Consider the following 17,025-nt stretch of genomic DNA (forward strand, 5'->3'; position numbering starts at 1 on the left):
TAAAGGAGGCGGATTCCAATGGAGATAGCCATACGGACACCGGAGGAAATCGGCTATATGAGGGAGGCCGGACGTATTTTGGCAGATTGTCATCGTGCGTTGGAGAGTCGTATCCTTCCGGGAATGACCACGCTGGAAATAGATGCGTGGGTAGAGCAATTTTTGAGCAAGCGGGGAGCCACGCCTGAGCAAAAAGGCTATAGGGGCTTTCCTTATGCCACCTGCGCTTCGGTCAACGAGGTGGTATGCCACGGCTTTCCCTCGGAGCGGGTGCTTCATGACGGGGATATTGTGACCATCGACATCGTCGTCAATAAGGATGGCTGGCTGGCCGACCGGGGCTGGACCTATGCAGTAGGTAACGTCAGTCGCCCGGTAGCGAGGTTGTTACGGCAAACGCATAAGGCACTGGTACGCGGAATCGAGGCAGCCCGTCCGGGCAGGAAGCTGGGTGACATTGGGCACGCAGTGGAAAAAGCGGCAGGTTGGCGGCGGTACGGCATCGTTAAGCCCTTGATCGGGCACGGTATTGGTCGTGAGATGCACGAGCCGCCGGATGTTTTGCACTATGGCCGTGCTGGAACGGGGCTGCCGCTGCGCGAAGGGATGGTAATCACCATCGAGCCGGTATTTACCCTCGGAACGGAGGGGGCTGTATTGTGGGGGGATGATGGCTGGACCATCACCTCGGCGGACGGCAGTTGGGGCGCACAATATGAGCACACGATTGCGATCACGAAGAACGGCCCGTACATTTTGACCGCATAAGGATCGGTACAGCCATAGGGAGTCCCATTTCACCTGGCATGTGCAAGGGGCTCTCTTGGCAGGCTTTTTTATTCAGGAGGACACGCTCATCGTGTTCAGAGAGATTTTTCGGTAAAGCCACAAATAGATACCTAATTCGACGGGTGAGGAAACGGCCATAACGATTCCTGCCACCTGTCCGTCCAGCCCCGGGAAAAAGGAGATGCATAGAATGAGCGCGAGAATCGCAAAGGAAACGGAGAACAATCTGCCGATGAAAACAGGTTTGGTATTGCCGATCAATATCGACCGTCCAATGAAATATTCTACCCATGGATAAAATGCAACATAGATTGAAAGTATGCGAAGCAAGCCTCTCGTTTCTACCAGCAGTTCCCCTTCCAGTCCCAACACATTCCGCAAAATAGGGTCACCTGCAAATTCAAAGGACAACAGCAGCAATAATAATGGCGACAGGGCGGACAGAACGCTCAAAAATATCAGAACCTCCCGACGCTTGCTCGTGTAGAATTGAATGACAATCTGATGCAGGGAGCTACAAAACCAGACGAACAGATTCAGGATTTGCAAAGCGACGGAGAAGGACGCTACGGCCAATAATGGATCGGTTGTATTGTTCAGCGCAGCCTGTATGGACGGATTCAGAACAACTAGCACCAGCGCCGAATACAGCAAGGGAAGATAAAATGGAAGCAGATGCCTTGCATGGTGAATGGTTTGCTGGCCGTTGTCAGGTGGGAGCTTTCTTTTCAAAACGCGGCCTTCCAAAAAGGTAACGACCAGTTCAATGAAGATACCTGCAATAAAGATGGCAGCACCAATCCGCCCGTCATTTGTCCAGCCGGCCTGAATTAGAAACCAGGATGCGATTAGCATCGTGACAATACGGATAGATGAGCTGAACGTCATCCAGGCCGTCCGGTGCTTGTTAATGATAAGCCCCTGATAGATGTTGCGGACGGCTACTAGTATGTATAGCAGAGTAAGCACCTGAAACACACTTTTGGTGGGTTCGATCAAGGCTGGAGATACGCCAAATACATAGTGAAAGACCAGATTACCAGCAGGTGAAAGACCAATACTCCAGCCGATAACCAGTACAGCCGCCGCTACACACGCACATAAAATACCGATGGAACGAACGGATTGACGGTCATATCCGAATTTCGTGGTCATCTGTCGTACGGCGGTTAACGGGGTTTCCAGCAGCAGGCACAGGCTGACTGCCACCGCATAGCTGCTCAATGTGAACGAGGGATGCTCCGAGCGTGCGAGCACGGCATTGACGATGACATGGGTCAGCGCGGCAATCAATGATGAGATGCCAAGCGGAACGTAGAATGAAATGATTTTATTCAAGTCCAATCCTCCAGTAATGAATGATGAGTAAAGGGATTGCCGTTGCATCGAACTTCCGTAAACAATGGTAATTCTTATTATAGATCAAGAATGGGCTCGTCGGTATAATAGAAAGCATAATATTGGAAATGGAAGTGGAGCCAAAATGATGATCAGAGAAGCGACGATATCAGATGCGGCAGGCATCGCCAAGGTGCATGTGGATTGCTGGAGAACCACCTACAAAAATATCATACCCGCTGAGGCTCTGGAGCGGCTTTCCTACGAGCAAAGAACAGAGCTGTGGAAATCAAATATATCCAGTGAAGACGATCATCAGGTATATGTGGTTGAAAATGAGAAGGGGGAAATCAGCGGATTTGTAAGTGGAGGGCCGGAAAAGTCAGGTGAATATCCCCCGTATGAGGGAGAGGTAACTGCTATTTATGTGTTAAAAGAATACCACAGTCTAGGATGGGGAAAGCAATTATTCATGCGTCTTCTTCAACATTTAAGCAGTATGGACATACACTCTGCCATCGTGTGGGTGTTAGCAGATAATCCGGCTCGCTATTTTTATGAGCAACCGGGGGCTAAGCTTATAGTTGAGCAGCACCTTATAAAAATGGGTGACAAGAACCTGAACATGGTGGCTTACGGGTGGGAACATAAATAGCGGAATGTACAAATGGAAAGGAGTCTTTCTCTACATGTAAAGTGGAGAAGACTCCTTTGATGTTACCTGGAAACAAAGGTATACGGCGAGTCATCTTTGTGTAGCGGATAATGATTAATCGGATAAAATCCGTTTCTGTCCTTCCAGAGCGCGAATAGGCGCGATATTTTGTGTGAATTCCAGCGTCCCCAGATAGCGGCCCTCTGAATCACGGATTGCGAAGTACCGAATGTAGACGAATTTATCTTTAATCGGTATCCAAAAATCCTCAGCATCCTTGCGTCCGGCTTTAAAATCCTCCAGCAGCTTCTCTACGACATGCACGCTTTGCGGCGGGTGGCAATTCTGCACGGTACGTCCAATGACGGCCTTCGTACGGGCGAATATTCGCTCTTTGCCATGGGAGAAGTAACGAACGACATCATTTTCATCTATAAAGGTCAGATCGACGGGTAGATGATTCAACAGCAGCTCCAATTGTTGCACAGACACAATCCCCGTCTCGAATCGCACAAAGCCTTGGGGAGTTCCTGATGTTCCTTCCTTTTGCTCATCCATTTCGACAGGCTCCTCTGCTCGCTCAGGTATCCATTCCCGCTCAGGAGCGGTCAGGCAGAACCCGATTTCTGCACTTTCACGAGCTATTTTCAGCCACTCATCCTCTGTTAGCTTACCCAGCGCCATCGGCAGCAGAATATTCTCTTCCTTGAATATCATTTCGTTCACTTCGGTCATGATATGGGTGAGCGTCTGCCCAATCTGTTCACGATCTCCGTTATATTCAGCGAGCAGACTCTTCGCCTCCTTGATGGCGGCACGAATGCTGTCGTCCACACCCCACATGACTTTGGTTGGACCAAAAATTCCATAGCGTTCTAGATAAGGAAAGACCAGATTTTCTTTGCGGCTATAGTGCTTATCCAGATCCAGCAGCAGACTTAAATCCTCCAGCAGCTTGTAAATGATTTTGGGGCTATCATCCTTTTGGAATTGATCTGCGTGCAGTGCGAGCTGGAAGTTGACCAGCCGTTCAATCTCCCGATTTTCCAGCTTGAAGGTATGAACGGGATGTCCCGGCTGTTCCTCCGGTCCGGAAGGACGGTGAATATCCTCAATCGAGCCCTTGAATATCGACGTGTGGACGGAACAGAGACGCTGCACCTCCGACACGGGGATTCCTTCCTCGGTCATCAGGGCGTGCTCCATGGCCGAAATTTCTGCTACACTTACCCCGCCAACTGCCACTGCGAAGCGCGCTTTGACTTCATCCACGCTTTTCCCGTCATGTAGTTCCTTCATAATTTCCTTTAATATTTGCTGGCGTTCTGTGAGTTCCTTTGCTGTGTGTTCGCGGTTATTGATCAGCTCGCTCATGATGGTTCGCTCCTTTATGTTTGAATGCGTTTATCGCCTTGAATGAGAATGTTTATCAGTTACAGGGTAGCATAGGTATTCGCGGGATTTTGTGATTGTACGCACAATTTGGCAGAGTGGACGGATAGGGATTGACAGGTGTGATTCTTAGTTTATATACTGTGCATAAAGATATATACAGTAATAACACTGTATGCTGTGACGGCACCTCAGAAATCATATGAGGCTGAGACGTCGTTACGGACAGTGCAGAAGGGACCTGGATAAGAATATGACAATCATGAAGCAGGCATGGATGATCACCCGTCAGGATTTTCGCAATAATCCTTATGTAATGCTGTGGACGTTACTGTTTATTATGTACCTGGGTGTTACCATGAGCTTTGTTGTAAGTATGCAGTTGGGTGATAGTGCAGCCTTGAATCCGGCAGCCGATTTTGTCATGCTGGTGCTGATTCCGTTTCTTGGATTCATTTATAACCGTCGTGCCTTCAAATATTTGCAGGAGGATTCTTATACGCACATGCTGGCTTTTCTCCGCATATTGCCCATACCGGTGAGCGCGGTGATTATAAGTCGAATTCAACAGGCGGTTTTGGCGTTTATCGTGAATAGCGTGTTATTTTTTATCCTTTTGTTTACGTTATCAGGTACGCTTCGGGTATATGCTGGCACGGGCTTTTTTGTATCGTTTGCGCTCACCTGGGTCGGTTATGGGATGCTGATTCAGGCCATTTATATTCATTTGGAGTTTCTTAAAAAAGGGAAAGCCTATTTCTGGCTATCGCTTGTGATCATGCTGGTTTGCGGAATCATTGCGATGGCAGTTCGAATATACGGGGTGAATCTGGTATCGACGACGGCATATTTCAGCAAGGAGTGGCAGCTATTATCTCCGGTGATGTGGGGAGCGCTGGCGGCAGGGGCTATCGGGATGTTCGTGTCCTACCGGATGACATTGCGCAGGCTCATGAAGCGGGATCTGGCTTAGGGGCGTGTATACAAAGATAAATAAGGGGGGAGAAGCAGGTGAACATACCGGTGCAAATTGATGAGAATAGCGCGGAACCGCTATATGCACAGATTGAAAAGCAGCTTCGTTCACTCATCGTGACCGGGCAGATTGCAGCGGGAACGCTGCTTCCCTCCATACGGGAGTTTGCGGGGACACTCCGTTGCAGCGTGATTACCGTCCGGCGGGTCTATCAGGATTTGGAAAACGAAGGCTTGCTTCGTACCCGGCAGGGAACGGGAACCTTCGTAGCTCTGGTCGAGGAAGATCTACGCTCAGGCTACCGCCTTAAGGCAGTGACCGAGGCATTGGAGGCAGCAATTGCTACAGGTATGGCGGTACAGATGACAGAACAGGAATTGTTGGAACTTTTCGCAGACATGGTGAAGAGAAAGTATAAAGTCCAAGCGAAGGAGTGATGCCCGTGGAAACACCAATCATAGAGATGAGCCAAGTCTATAAAAAGCGGGGAAACCGGGGAATCGGGCCGATTAATTTGACGATTGAACCGGGCTATGTGGTCGCTTTGGCAGGACATAACGGGTCAGGGAAAAGCACTTTGCTGCATCTGCTAACCCAGCTTGTCCACCCGGATTCCGGTGTAATTCGCTGGTTCGGTCAGGCGTACCCGGATGGTATGCCCGTAGATACGCGGCAGTGGGTTGGATATGTGCCGGAGCAGCCGACCCGTGAGGAAGACCGACTTACAGCAGAAGCAGCAGCGGCTTTTCGGGCGTTGTGGTATCCGGGCTGGGACGAAACCCGATTCCAGCGGTTGCTGGAACGCTTTCAGGTTCCACAGCATACGAGATTATCGCGTATGTCCAAGGGAGAGCGCCGCAAGTTTGAGCTGGCTGCTGCTTTGGCGCCTCATCCCCGTTTGTTGCTGCTCGACGAGCCTTCGTCGGGATTGGACCCTTTTGCATGGAAGATTATGCTGGAGGAACTGCGGGATTGTATGGAAAACGGCAAAACGACGGTTATTATTGCGACTCATATCATGGACGAGATCAAGCGTTTGGCCGATTATATTGTCCTGATGCATGAAGGACGGCTGCTCGGCAAGCTGGAAAAGGACCACCTGCTCGAAAATAGCAAGGAAATGTGGTTTGAGGGTACATCTGAGGAAGCATCGGAGCTGCCGGGGGTTATAGAGATAGAGAGTGAAGGCGGATTGCAGCGGATTGTAACGTTGGAGGCCGGAGAAGCCGGCGCGATATTGGAACAGGCGGGTATTCGTCCGATCCGTGTGCGGAGTCTGGAGCTGGATGATATTTTATGGTATTGGTCTGAGGGGCAATTAGCAGGTGAAGAATAGATTATAGAGCGGAAAAAGGGGGCTGGAGATTCATGAGTATGCTGCAATTGGAGCAGGTTGTGAAGCAATATGGCAACCACACGGCGGTTAACGGCATTTCGCTGGATGTGAACGGCGGGGAGATTTACGGACTGTTGGGAGGCAATGGAGCAGGCAAAACGACAACGATGCGCATGGTGCTTGGTCTAATTTACCCTGACGGGGGAAGCATTCAATATGAGGGCAAGCCATACAGCAAGGAGCTTCAACGAACGATGGGTTATTTGCCTGAGGAACGAGGGTTGTATCCCAAGGTAAAGGTGAGCGAGCAAATTAACTATTTGGGCAGGCTGCGAGGAATGTCAGCCAAGGATGCGGACAAAAGTCTGCGCTACTGGCTGGAACGCTTTGGCGTGCCGGAATATTATGACAAGCGGATAGAGGAGCTATCCAAGGGGAATCAGCAGAAAATGGGCTTTATTGCTGCCGTTGTGCATCGCCCGACGCTGCTCATTTTGGATGAGGCGTTCAGCGGACTTGATCCTGTGAACGTCGAGCTGCTGAAGGATACGGTGAAGGAGCTGCGGGACGACGGGGCTGCAATTTTATTCTCGACCCACCGGATGGAGCATGTGGAGGAACTGTGCCGCCATATTACGATTTTGCATCGTTCGAATACCGTTGTACAGGGAAGCGTGTCGGAGATTAAAGGCCGCTACCCGCGTGAAAAAGTTCGTCTCATCGCCACAGGCGAAGTGAAGGGACTGGATCAACTGCCCGGCGTGCGGCGTGTAGAGCGAATGGATCGGGGCTGGCTGCTGCATATTGAACAGCCGGATGCGGCCAAGTTCATTTTACAGACGGCGCTGGAGCAAACGGATGTCGAGCATTTTGAAATTAAAGAGCCTACGCTGAATGAAATTTTCATACGAGAGGTGGGTGATTCTCATGAATAGACTGGGTACGGTTATCGGTTTTACGTTTCGCCAGAAGGCGAGAACCAAATCTTTTCTCATTACGACGCTGGTGCTGGCCTTGCTCATTACTCTTGGCATGAATCTGCCGTATCTGCTTTCTTTGTTTAAGGGAGAAGGAATGGGTGGAGCAGGGGGTTCCGGTAAATCGGCTGCTGAGCATCATCGCTTGGGACTGATCGCCGGAAGCCGGACAGAAGTAGCGAATCAACTGGAGCAATTTACAAAGGCTCAGCCCAACCCGGCAGCTACCTGGGTGCGTTATGACAACCCACAAGCTCCAGCAATGCAGCAAGCCTTGAAAGACGGGGAGCTGCAAGGCTATGTGGAGTTCACGGAGCCTGCCGCAAAGGGAGAAGCTTTTCCCAAAGTAGAGTACGTATCTATTGAAAAAGCACCATCCCCGGCTGTAATCACACTGCTGCAAACCGGACTTCAGGAGGCAAAGGTCAAGGCTATGATCGGTGTGAATACCTTGACCAGTGAGCAAGTCCGTGAAATTAGTACGCCTGTTACCGTGCACAGTCGAGAAGTGAACAGTCCCTCTGAAACAGGTCAGGCTGCTGGAACAGAGGACCAAGAAGCTTCCATGATTAACTATGGCTTGGTCTATGTACTCATGATTTTGTTTTTCACCTCGTCGATGATGACAGGCAATATGATTGCCTCAGAAGTGACTTCGGAAAAAAGCTCACGCATCATGGAAATTCTCATCACGAGCGTATCTCCTTTGACCCAGATGTTTGGGAAAATTATTGGTATCTTCCTGGTGGGTCTGCTGCAAATTGCTGTTTTTGCCGCTGTGGTGTGCGCCAACCTTATGCTGCCGCATAACAGCGCTATCCTCAGTTCGGCTGGGCTGGATCTGTCGCAGTTGAATACCACAGTGCTTGGATATGGCCTGGTTTTCTACATCCTCGGTTACTTCCTGTACGCGGTATTGTTCGCTGCTGTCGGCTCCATTGTCAGCCGTACCGAAGAATTGGGGCAGGCGGTCATGCCGATTACCATGTTGTCACTGGCAGCCTTTTATATCGGTATCTTCAATATCGCCGCACCTGACACGATGTTCGTCAAGGTCGCCGGGTATATTCCGTTTTTTTCGCCGACCGTCATGCTGCTGCGGATTGGTCTGGAGCGGGCGAGCCTGCTGGAGATCTGGCTGTCACTTGCCATACTGGTTGCATCCATTCTGTTCTTCGGCTGGCTAGCCGCCAAAATCTACCGTACTGGTGTCTTAATGTACGGCAAGCGCCCTTCATTCAAGGAGCTAAGAAAGGCCATGAAGGCGTATAAGATATAGGATTGAATTTGATTTTTGTGTGTGGTGTCATAATTAATGAGAATATTTTCAGATCAAATGAGAAAAAAATTTCACAATTGATGAGAAATGAATATTTATGCATCGGTATACATTAGTTAAGTTACGGTGCGGCCTTCATTTTGACACCTTGTTCTAGCGATGGTTTGGGTACTGAAATTGGATGAGAAGATTATTTTCCTTATTGGCTAGTATGGTAGTACTGTATCTCTTTTTCCACAAAAGGATACCAAAAACGTTTGATGCCGCACAATGAATGATACCTACAGAAGCGATTAAAAATCCAAAAAATGTTCCGTATGTCCTGGATCATTCTCGCGGTGCTGTTGGTTGGCTACTTCAGTAAAGGGGCTATTTCCTATGGGAGATAGTCCTTATTTTCTTTCAAGAAGCATTGATTATGCTATTTTTAGCATTCGAGATTTAATGACAGACCCAATAGGGAATTATCTCTTCAAACGTAATACTTGTTGTCTGACTTCCTTTTGCAGCGATCTACGTTGTTCTTCCATTTCTAACGCTAATGATATTTGGACCGCAGGTCCTGAGAGAGTAGGACGCAGCCAAGACTCAAAAGATATGCTCGATTAATTGCGGTCATAAATAGTTATTATTTACCGATCGTTCTCAATATGTTATATTGTTGATGTAGGAGGAATAGGTTAATGTCTAACAAAATCGCACTTGTAACAGGTGCAAATAAAGGAATCGGTTTCGAAGTTGCCAGACAATTAGGTCAGCAAGGAATAACAGTATTGGTTGGTGCACGTACGAAATCGAAGGCCGACGAGGCTGCAAGCAAACTGCAGGTTGAAGGTATTCAAGCTATTGGTGTACAGCTCGAAGTTACGAATGCTGAGCACATTGCTGAATTGGTTCACTTCATTGATAAGGAATATGGCCGTCTAGATATACTGGTGAACAATGCGGGAATCTTGGTCGAAAATTCGGGATATGAAGGGGATTTCCTGCGTGATACGTTCGAAGTAAACACCTTCGCGCCATATTATATTACGGAAGCTTTGTTGCCACTGTTATTAAAAAGCGATGCGGGAAGAATCGTCAATCAAAGCAGTGCTTTGGGATCGATTCAGTTAAATTTATCCAACGAATCTGTGCAGGCGATGGCCAGTCCAGCATATTCGGCATCCAAAGCATCACTAAATTTGCTTACGGTATATTGGTCACAAAAATGGAAGGACACAAACCTGAAAATCAATTCCACGCATCCAGGCTTGGTCAAAACGCAAATGGGTGGGGAAAATGCAGAGCTGTCCGAAGCAGATGGAGCGATTACAGCAGTTCGGTTAGCGACTTTGCCAGAGGACGGCCCGACCGGTGAATTCTATTACATGGACACTCAAGTTCCGTGGTAACCAAATTTAATCATGACCTCGTCGGTGAACTCACATCGTAAGTGATGAATTGTGAGGAACTGGAGACATGAAAGATATATCAATTATGGCTTAGCCATTAATGCATAAGAGTAGTGGTGGATAGATGCAGTCGCAGCTTTTGAATTGATTGGGATCATCTGTTCAAAAGAAAATCAGAGAATTTTTGCAAATATATTAGAATGATCGTTCTTATTATAACAGATGGAGAGGGGATGGATTGAACATGGAATATCGTGTATTAGGAAATACAGGCCTTAAAGTAAGCAGTTTTGTATTAGGTACAGGTACATTTGGTTTTTGGGGGAATAACACGGAGAAAGAAGCTGCAGTCATGTTGGATGAAGCTTTGGCTGGAGGAATTAACCTGATCGATACTGCGGATGTCTATTCAAGTGGTCAATCCGAAGAAATTCTGGGTCACATTCTAAAAGAACGCAGACAGGATGTTATTCTGGCCACGAAAGGCGGAATGCCCATGGGTAGTGGACTTAATCAATCCGGTAACTCGAAATATTGGATTAAGCGTGCAGTTGAGGGTAGCTTGAGAAGGTTGCAAACGGATTATATCGATTTGTATCAACTACATCAGCCGGATCTCCATACCGATATTGAAGAGAGTCTTGACGCACTTACGGACCAGGTTCGTGAAGGGAAGATTCGCTATATTGGTACATCCAATTTTCAGGCATGGCAAGTGACCGAAGCTCAATGGACTAGCGAACGCAAAAATGTAGCACGTTTTGTCTCTGAGCAAGCCCCGTATTCCATTTTAAACCGAAGTATCGAATTCGATCTACTTGCTGCCACAGCAAAATATGGAATGGGTGTTTTGGTTTGGAGCCCACTTTCGGGGGGCTTATTAACGGGAAAATACCGTTCAGGAGAAGCTGTCGCCCCGGATTCAAGAGCAGCCACCTTCGCTGGACGCTTAAAATCTGTTGTTGACCCTAATCGAGAAGAAAACCGCATCAAGTTTGAAGCCATATCCAAACTCCAAACACTTGCAGATGAAGCAGGATTAACTTTACCTCATCTTGCCATGGCATTCACACAAGCTCATTCGTCCATTACTTCTGCCATTGTTGGGGCAAGAACAATTGAACAACTCCGGGAAACGTTAAAGGGTAGTGACATCCGATTAAGCAGCGATATACTGGATGCGATAGATGCCATTGTTCCACCAGGAGTAACCCTAGATGCGTTGGAAAAAGGTTGGACACCCGATTGGTTACAAGCAGACAAACGAAGAATCCTGAGTTAAGTATATAAGATAGGCATCATACCTGTATTCCATACACCAAGAATAAAATCAAGCGACTTATCGTTTGATTTTATTCACGTTCCTCTTTCCAGTTTGCCGATCGTTCACTTCAATGTATAATGATGATTCGAGGTGATTACAATGGCAAGATCCAAGGAATTTGAAGTTAATGAAGTATTAGATAAAGCAATACGCCTGTTCTGGGCACAAGGATATGAGAAAACTTCAATGCAAGAATTGGTTAATTTTATGGGCATTCACCGAAGAAGTATCTATGATACTTTTGGTGATAAGCATGCCTTATTTATGAAGGCACTCGAACGATATGAAACGAAGCAGACCAGCAAAATGAAATGTCTGGTTGAAAGACAAAAACCGGTCAAGGGCTTAATTCGAGAAATGTTCGAGTCGACATTAAGAAATGAAGGAGAACCTCTAGGATGTTTCCTCGTGAATTCAGGCGTGGAACTGGGCGTGTTGGATCCAGAAGTTGCATCCCTGGTACAGAAGAGTTATACCCAAACTGAGGAATTATTGGCTACCCTTATTCTGGAGGGGCAGCAAACGGGTGAGATCAAGGCTAACTTTGAACCTAGAGTTATTTCCCATTATTTAATGAATGCCTGGTTGGGGCTACGGACGTTGGTTAAGACAACAACGGATCAACAAAAATTAAAGGATATTATTGATATGACACTGTCCGGATTAGATTAAAAGTGTAATTACAACTTATCGGGCAAAAGGAGTCACCTAAATGGAAGTTTTTTGTTTCCGCGATACAAGTTCTTGTCCCTCTAGCGGAGGAAAGAACTTGTATCTTATGCCCCAAACAAGACAAGAAATTCGGTCTCAAAATTAAAATTTTTAGCCGCGAAAATAATTCTTTACTGTTCGTTCTAAAATCGATATACTTAAAGCAAGTTAGATCTAACTTTTTTTACCCGAATAAGAATGATCGTTCTAAATTAATTTGTTTTTGAAATTCATGTACAATAATCTGCATTTTATGAAGGAGAGAATATTATGAAGTACACAGTTATCACAGGAGCAAGTTCAGGAATTGGATATGAGACGGCATTGGCATTTGCTGCACGTGGCAAAAACTTAATTTTGGTAGCTAGAAGATTAGATAAGTTAGAAGAGCTTAAATCAACAATTCAGGAAATTGATCCTAATGTAAATGTTATTGTTCGTACAAGTGATCTGTCTGTTACAGATCAGGCCTACACACTGTATAACAATTTAAAGGAATACCAAATTGAGACCTGGATTAATAATGCGGGGCTCGGTGAAGCTTCATTTGTAGTAGAACAGAATTTAGATAAAGTTGAAACTATGTTACGTGTTAACATCGAATCCTTGACGATCCTTTCTACACTATATGTGCGAGATTATGCTGATGTAGAAGGAACTCAGTTAATTAACGTATCATCCGCACTCGGATATGCCATTGCTGTTGGGAGCGTTGCTTATTCCGCATCCAAATACTACGTTAGTGCCTTCACAGAAGGGCTTGCAAAAGAACTAGAACTGAAAGGAGCAAAACTAAAGGCAAAAGTTTTAGCACCAGCTATAACGGAAACGGAATTCGTGAAGAAATCAATAGATGCTGAAGAATTTGATTACAAAGCAAACATGCCTAAGTACCACACTGCCAAACAAATGGCGGGCTTCATGGTAGATCTTTATGATTGCAACGAGGTGGTAGGGATTGTAGACCAGAACTATGATTTCAATCTGAGAGGCGAAATATATCCAATAATTTCAGAATTTTAAATCGAATTTATATATCCGTATAACTTCATTTGAAGAGGAGAGTATCAGAATGGAAAAGTTGTGGAGTAAAACGAACATTGGAATAATGGTACTACCTCATCGTTTAGCAATGGCACCAATGACACGTAGTAGATCGCAAGAAGATGGTACACCGGGATTTTATACGGATAAGCATATTAAAGGATGGAAAAAGGTTACAGTGCAGTGCATGAAGCAGGTGGTTATATGTATATCCAATTAATGCATGCTGGTCGCATGTCGCACCCAGACAATACACACATCATCGTCAACCTGTTGCGCCATCTGCAATCGCGCCAGGTGTAGAAATGTTTACTGCTAAAGGTATGCAGGACATCCCCGTTCCGCGTGAGTTAAGCAAAGAGGATATTCAAACGACTATTGCAGATTTCCGAAAAGCAGCAGCAGCGGCTATTAAAGCAGGTGCAGACGGCGTGGAGCTCATTGCTTATACGATGTGGGGTTGTATCGACCTGGTTAGTGCTTCAACAGGCGAAATGAAAAAACGCTACGGTTTCATCCATGTCAACAAAGACAACGATGGCAATGGTGACCTGAGCAGAACGCCGAAGAAGAGCTTCTACTGGTACAAAAAAGTCATTGAATCCAATGGCGAAGAACTGTAGCCAAATTTGTTTTTGCCCAAGCACAAGAATAGCATGCTTAAGAAACCGTGATAGTTGCGGTTTTTTTGTTTTCTCTATAGGGGGTGTTCAGACAACAATTTTTATGGCTAGCTACAAAAGGAGAATAAACAGAACCTCGTTTGGGAACCCCGCAACAAACTGCTGGTTTAAAAGGTTCTCATGAGAAAGCCTGTTTCCCATCTTGGTTGTGTTCGGCTACAACGATACAGCGTGTTCGCGGAGATGCCCAAGATGACCTTTTCATTGCCAAGTTGATGGAAATGACTTGCTAGATATCATGTTGTCTGAAGTGTCCGAGTGAAGCAAGTTCAAGTTCCCGAGGCCCTTGCATTTTTTCAGTCTTACTCATTTATATTATGAGAAGATGGGGTCACCGACTAATTGTCGAATAACCTTAGAATTTGATGTATTATGGATTTAACAAGTTTTTAGGGACCAAGGAGGGTCATAGTTTGTCTACACCGAGAAGAGCCGAACATCGTCAAAGTAAAAAGATAAGTCTCATATCGTTGCTTACGGGCTTGGTGACGCTGGTGGTTCTGCTAACCTCAAGCATTCTTCTGGTTGGTTCTTATGAGTCCCAAAAGAAATCATTGACGGAGACGACGCTCTATCTGAATTACTCCAACGCTGATCGCATTTCCAGGACGATGGATTCTTTATTTAGATCCATGCGCGGCAGCTTGGAATACAGTGCCGATAAACTTTCCGATGTTGATGCCATGACTTCGAAGCAAGTGGACGATTATTTAGATCTGATGCGCAACAGCAGCAATTTCTTCAATTCCATCACAGTGGTCGAAGCCAACGGGCTGATCCGCAATGTAGCGCCGGCTAGAGTGGGAACGGCAGGTCAGCATATCACGTCTAAGGCCAGTCTGGAAGCTTTGGCACTCCAAAAACCGTATATTTCTTCCCCTTACATGACTCCAAACACTAAGAGACTCATCGTATTTATGAGTCAACCGATTTTCAGCAGCTCCGATAAATATCTCGGTATTTTGAGCGGCACGTTTTATCTTCAGGAGAACAATATCCTGTCAGATATTTTTGGCAACGGTAATGTGGACGATTCCGGTTCTTATTATTATATTGTGGATTCCAACGGACGTCTGCTGTATCACCCGGACAAGCAGCTCCTCGGGAAGGATGTCAGCAGCAACAAGGTAGTGCAGAAGTTGATGAAGGGGGAAAGCGGGGAACAGCAAGTTCGCAACACCAGTGGCGTCGAGATGCTTGCCGGGTACTCCAGTGTTCCGGCCAACGGATGGGGAATTGTGGTCGTTTCGCCGATTAGTCTAATCCATCATCAACTGATGGGTCAAATTCAGACCATTCTCTGGTATTCGTTGTTTCCGTTCATCATGCTGCTGATAGGAGTCATACTTGTGGCGTACATGTTAGCCCGGCCTTTCGTCCATCTGGCAAATCTGGTGAGTAAGATGGGCAAGGAAGAGATTGTAATGCCGGAAGCGAAGTCGCACTGGAGCCAGGAGGCCGATTTGCTCACCAAGGCTGTATTGCTTGCCGTGTTGAATATTCAGAAGCAGACGGATCAATTGACCCAGGAAGCTGTGACGGATGTTCTGACCGGATTAATGAACCGAAGATCGCTTGAAAATACGATGAGTCAATGGATGGCCTCTGGTCTGCCATTTTCGCTCATTATGCTGGATGTAGACAAATTTAAATTCGTAAACGACACCTACGGCCATCTCATCGGTGACGAAGTTCTGAAACATGTTGCCGAAGTTATAGTTACCTCGCTTCGCCCGGATGATGTCTGCTATCGCTACGGCGGCGAAGAGTTCGTCATTCTGCTGAACCGACCTGAGGAAGCCTTCAACGTAGCGGAAAGAGTCCGTCGGGCTTTGGAACAAAGCAGGGCTCCCATTCCGACACGAGTTACGGTTTCTCTGGGCATCGCCCATTATCCTTTGCATGCGTCAGAACGGGAAGAGCTGATAGAGAAGGCGGATCAGGCATTGTACCTGGCCAAGAGCAGAGGAAGAAACAGAACGATAGTCTCTGAGGGTTAAAGTAACTCCTCAAAATGCTTACAACCAGCATATTTGCGCGGAATGGACTGTAATCTATTTCTGACCTCTCAGCCGTCGCCTCTTCTTGTTATAATTTTATTGATAATAAATTAATTGGTTGGTGGACCAACCAATTATCATCTTTTAATTAGGTATGCTGCCGGTCGTAAGGGATCATCCATGAGAATGGTGCATGCAGTGAACGGGGGACTCATCTATGGGTCAACCCTTCAGATTATTTCGATATTCCAAAGGAGAGCAGCCCATTATTTTTTTGAACAGTCTGGAGAAGTAATAAGGGTCCCTAAAACCGAGTTGTATGCTAATTTCTTTAATAGAAGCATTCGTTAAGTCCAAAAGCTGACTGGCCCTCTGTATCTTCATTCTTAAATAGTAATCCACTGGAGAGTAGCCGGTTGATTGCTTGAATATCAAGTTTAAATGCTGCTTGGATACCTGAACATGCCGACTAAGCTCCTCCAACGAGACGGTGGATTCCAATTGTTCGCGCATATAACGTGTTGCCTTATCAACATGGCTCTGGTACGTACTGTCTTCCTTGCGAAATGCAACGGATAATACAAAACTCAGCAGATAACGAACAGTTTGCGACACTTGAACTAAATGTATAATAGAGTATGATTTGTTCAATAAAAGGTCGTAACACTGATGAAATAGCTCCAGTAGTTTGACTTCATCACTGGCAGCCATTGTAACATACGTTTTACAAGGCTCAAATAATGCCATGAAATCGTCCATTTGGTCCCCTTGGAGATGAAACCAGTAAATCGTCCAAGGATCTACATCGTCAGCCCCATAAGCATGCGGCATGTCCCTGGGAATGTAAGCAAAGCTTTGCTCCGTCATGCAAATGGTTACGTTATCCACCGTTCGTACCCAACCTTTCCCGCGGGCACAGTAAATGAATATATAAGAGTCACAACCATGCGTTCTTTCACGAAAATGATGGCGGGCATGGCTAAAGCAGCCTATATCCGTAATATATAGATTTCGTGTAAGCGGATTCAATTTTAATTTATTCAACATATAGGGCGGAAGGACATATAACCTTTCACCCTCAAATCCATCAGCTTTCTTATTCATAATCTATTCATCTCCCAGCCGGA

Annotated in this window: 16 protein-coding genes and 3 pseudogenes; 16 read left to right on the plus strand and 3 right to left on the minus strand. The window is 46.3% G+C overall.

Translation table 11 applies throughout. The annotated features are described in order from the left end of the window. Positions 1 to 18: 18 nt before the first annotated feature. The gene (gene map / locus NST83_RS03020) at positions 19 to 768 is read left to right on the plus strand and encodes a type I methionyl aminopeptidase (protein ID WP_342416520.1); all 750 of its coding nucleotides are present in this window, start codon (positions 19 to 21) and stop codon (positions 766 to 768) included. Between the two features lie 72 nt (positions 769 to 840). Here the strand turns inward: map and NST83_RS03025 are convergent, their stop codons facing one another. After that, positions 841 to 2,127 (minus strand): hypothetical protein, encoded by a 1,287-nt coding sequence (locus NST83_RS03025; RefSeq protein WP_137061447.1) that lies wholly within the window; start codon positions 2,125 to 2,127, stop codon positions 841 to 843. A gap of 145 nt (positions 2,128 to 2,272) precedes the next feature. Between NST83_RS03025 and NST83_RS03030 the strand changes: the two genes are divergently transcribed. Continuing rightward, positions 2,273 to 2,782 carry a GNAT family N-acetyltransferase gene (locus NST83_RS03030; RefSeq protein ID WP_342416521.1) on the plus strand — a complete coding sequence of 170 codons (510 nt, stop codon included), beginning with the start codon at positions 2,273 to 2,275 and terminating at the stop codon, positions 2,780 to 2,782. A 114-nt stretch (positions 2,783 to 2,896) separates the two neighbouring features. Here the strand turns inward: NST83_RS03030 and NST83_RS03035 are convergent, their stop codons facing one another. After that, positions 2,897 to 4,156: a DUF438 domain-containing protein gene (locus NST83_RS03035; protein ID WP_342416522.1), complete on the minus strand. Its 1,260-nt coding sequence runs from the start codon at positions 4,154 to 4,156 to the stop codon at positions 2,897 to 2,899. A gap of 271 nt (positions 4,157 to 4,427) precedes the next feature. On the opposite strand from NST83_RS03035, the gene NST83_RS03040 reads away from it, so the two are divergent. The 14 genes and pseudogenes from NST83_RS03040 to NST83_RS03105 all read left to right on the plus strand — a co-directional run bounded on the left by NST83_RS03040 (position 4,428) and on the right by NST83_RS03105 (position 15,898). Further along, positions 4,428 to 5,147: a hypothetical protein gene (locus NST83_RS03040; RefSeq protein WP_137061450.1), complete on the plus strand. Its 720-nt coding sequence runs from the start codon at positions 4,428 to 4,430 to the stop codon at positions 5,145 to 5,147. 38 nt (positions 5,148 to 5,185) lie between these two features. Continuing rightward, positions 5,186 to 5,587, plus strand: coding sequence for a GntR family transcriptional regulator (locus NST83_RS03045; protein ID WP_342416523.1), 402 nt, complete (start codon positions 5,186 to 5,188; stop codon positions 5,585 to 5,587). Between the two features lie 26 nt (positions 5,588 to 5,613). Next, the gene (locus tag NST83_RS03050; protein WP_342417859.1) at positions 5,614 to 6,486 is read left to right on the plus strand and encodes an ABC transporter ATP-binding protein; all 873 of its coding nucleotides are present in this window, start codon (positions 5,614 to 5,616) and stop codon (positions 6,484 to 6,486) included. A gap of 32 nt (positions 6,487 to 6,518) precedes the next feature. Further along, entirely contained in the window at positions 6,519 to 7,421 is a 903-nt protein-coding gene (locus NST83_RS03055) for an ATP-binding cassette domain-containing protein (RefSeq protein WP_342416524.1), read from the plus strand. Further along, complete coding sequence (locus tag NST83_RS03060; protein WP_342416525.1) at positions 7,414 to 8,742, plus strand: ABC transporter permease; 1,329 nt, start codon at positions 7,414 to 7,416, stop codon at positions 8,740 to 8,742. The genes NST83_RS03055 and NST83_RS03060 overlap by 8 nt, the downstream gene beginning before the upstream one ends. A 190-nt stretch (positions 8,743 to 8,932) precedes the next feature. Then, a pseudogene (locus NST83_RS03065) lies at positions 8,933 to 9,098 on the plus strand (ArsB/NhaD family transporter); the annotation flags it as partial. 327 nt (positions 9,099 to 9,425) lie between these two features. Beyond that, positions 9,426 to 10,136: an SDR family oxidoreductase gene (locus NST83_RS03070; RefSeq protein WP_342416526.1), complete on the plus strand. Its 711-nt coding sequence runs from the start codon at positions 9,426 to 9,428 to the stop codon at positions 10,134 to 10,136. Between the two features lie 244 nt (positions 10,137 to 10,380). After that, on the plus strand, positions 10,381 to 11,418 hold the full coding sequence (locus NST83_RS03075; protein ID WP_342416527.1) for an aldo/keto reductase: 1,038 nt from the start codon (positions 10,381 to 10,383) through the stop codon (positions 11,416 to 11,418). A 141-nt stretch (positions 11,419 to 11,559) separates the two neighbouring features. Further along, positions 11,560 to 12,132, plus strand: coding sequence for a TetR/AcrR family transcriptional regulator (locus tag NST83_RS03080; RefSeq protein ID WP_342416528.1), 573 nt, complete (start codon positions 11,560 to 11,562; stop codon positions 12,130 to 12,132). A gap of 309 nt (positions 12,133 to 12,441) precedes the next feature. Further along, positions 12,442 to 13,194 carry an SDR family NAD(P)-dependent oxidoreductase gene (locus NST83_RS03085; RefSeq protein ID WP_342416529.1) on the plus strand — a complete coding sequence of 251 codons (753 nt, stop codon included), beginning with the start codon at positions 12,442 to 12,444 and terminating at the stop codon, positions 13,192 to 13,194. 49 nt (positions 13,195 to 13,243) lie between these two features. Further along, positions 13,244 to 13,435: a hypothetical protein gene (locus NST83_RS03090; RefSeq protein WP_342416530.1), complete on the plus strand. Its 192-nt coding sequence runs from the start codon at positions 13,244 to 13,246 to the stop codon at positions 13,433 to 13,435. An 85-nt stretch (positions 13,436 to 13,520) separates the two neighbouring features. Next, positions 13,521 to 13,598 (plus strand): annotated as a pseudogene (locus NST83_RS03095) (hypothetical protein); the annotation flags it as partial. 30 nt (positions 13,599 to 13,628) lie between these two features. Then, positions 13,629 to 13,838, plus strand: a pseudogene (locus NST83_RS03100) (family 1 glycosylhydrolase); the annotation flags it as partial. A 473-nt stretch (positions 13,839 to 14,311) separates the two neighbouring features. Continuing rightward, complete coding sequence (locus NST83_RS03105) at positions 14,312 to 15,898, plus strand: diguanylate cyclase (protein WP_342416531.1); 1,587 nt, start codon at positions 14,312 to 14,314, stop codon at positions 15,896 to 15,898. 222 nt (positions 15,899 to 16,120) lie between these two features. On the opposite strand, the gene NST83_RS03110 is transcribed toward NST83_RS03105, so the two are convergent. Next, positions 16,121 to 17,002 (minus strand): helix-turn-helix domain-containing protein, encoded by an 882-nt coding sequence (locus NST83_RS03110; protein ID WP_342416532.1) that lies wholly within the window; start codon positions 17,000 to 17,002, stop codon positions 16,121 to 16,123. Positions 17,003 to 17,025: the final 23 nt, after the last annotated feature.

Source organism: Paenibacillus sp. FSL R10-2782, assembly GCF_038592985.1.
Lineage (GTDB): Bacteria > Bacillota > Bacilli > Paenibacillales > Paenibacillaceae > Paenibacillus > Paenibacillus terrae_C.

Excerpts from the sequence above, each read along its gene's own strand:
- map (WP_342416520.1), top strand. The coding sequence starts at position 19 with ATGGAGATAGCCATACGGACACCGGAGGAAATCGGCTATATGAGGGAG.
- NST83_RS03030 (WP_342416521.1), top strand. The coding sequence starts at position 2,273 with ATGATGATCAGAGAAGCGACGATATCAGATGCGGCAGGCATCGCCAAG.
- NST83_RS03035 (WP_342416522.1), bottom strand. The coding sequence starts at position 4,156 with ATGAGCGAGCTGATCAATAACCGCGAACACACAGCAAAGGAACTCACA.
- NST83_RS03040 (WP_137061450.1), top strand. The coding sequence starts at position 4,428 with ATGACAATCATGAAGCAGGCATGGATGATCACCCGTCAGGATTTTCGC.
- NST83_RS03050 (WP_342417859.1), top strand. The coding sequence starts at position 5,614 with ATGAGCCAAGTCTATAAAAAGCGGGGAAACCGGGGAATCGGGCCGATT.
- NST83_RS03055 (WP_342416524.1), top strand. The coding sequence starts at position 6,519 with ATGAGTATGCTGCAATTGGAGCAGGTTGTGAAGCAATATGGCAACCAC.
- NST83_RS03060 (WP_342416525.1), top strand. The coding sequence starts at position 7,414 with ATGAATAGACTGGGTACGGTTATCGGTTTTACGTTTCGCCAGAAGGCG.
- NST83_RS03070 (WP_342416526.1), top strand. The coding sequence starts at position 9,426 with ATGTCTAACAAAATCGCACTTGTAACAGGTGCAAATAAAGGAATCGGT.
- NST83_RS03075 (WP_342416527.1), top strand. The coding sequence starts at position 10,381 with ATGGAATATCGTGTATTAGGAAATACAGGCCTTAAAGTAAGCAGTTTT.
- NST83_RS03080 (WP_342416528.1), top strand. The coding sequence starts at position 11,560 with ATGGCAAGATCCAAGGAATTTGAAGTTAATGAAGTATTAGATAAAGCA.
- NST83_RS03085 (WP_342416529.1), top strand. The coding sequence starts at position 12,442 with ATGAAGTACACAGTTATCACAGGAGCAAGTTCAGGAATTGGATATGAG.
- NST83_RS03090 (WP_342416530.1), top strand. The coding sequence starts at position 13,244 with ATGGAAAAGTTGTGGAGTAAAACGAACATTGGAATAATGGTACTACCT.
- NST83_RS03110 (WP_342416532.1), bottom strand. The coding sequence starts at position 17,002 with ATGAATAAGAAAGCTGATGGATTTGAGGGTGAAAGGTTATATGTCCTT.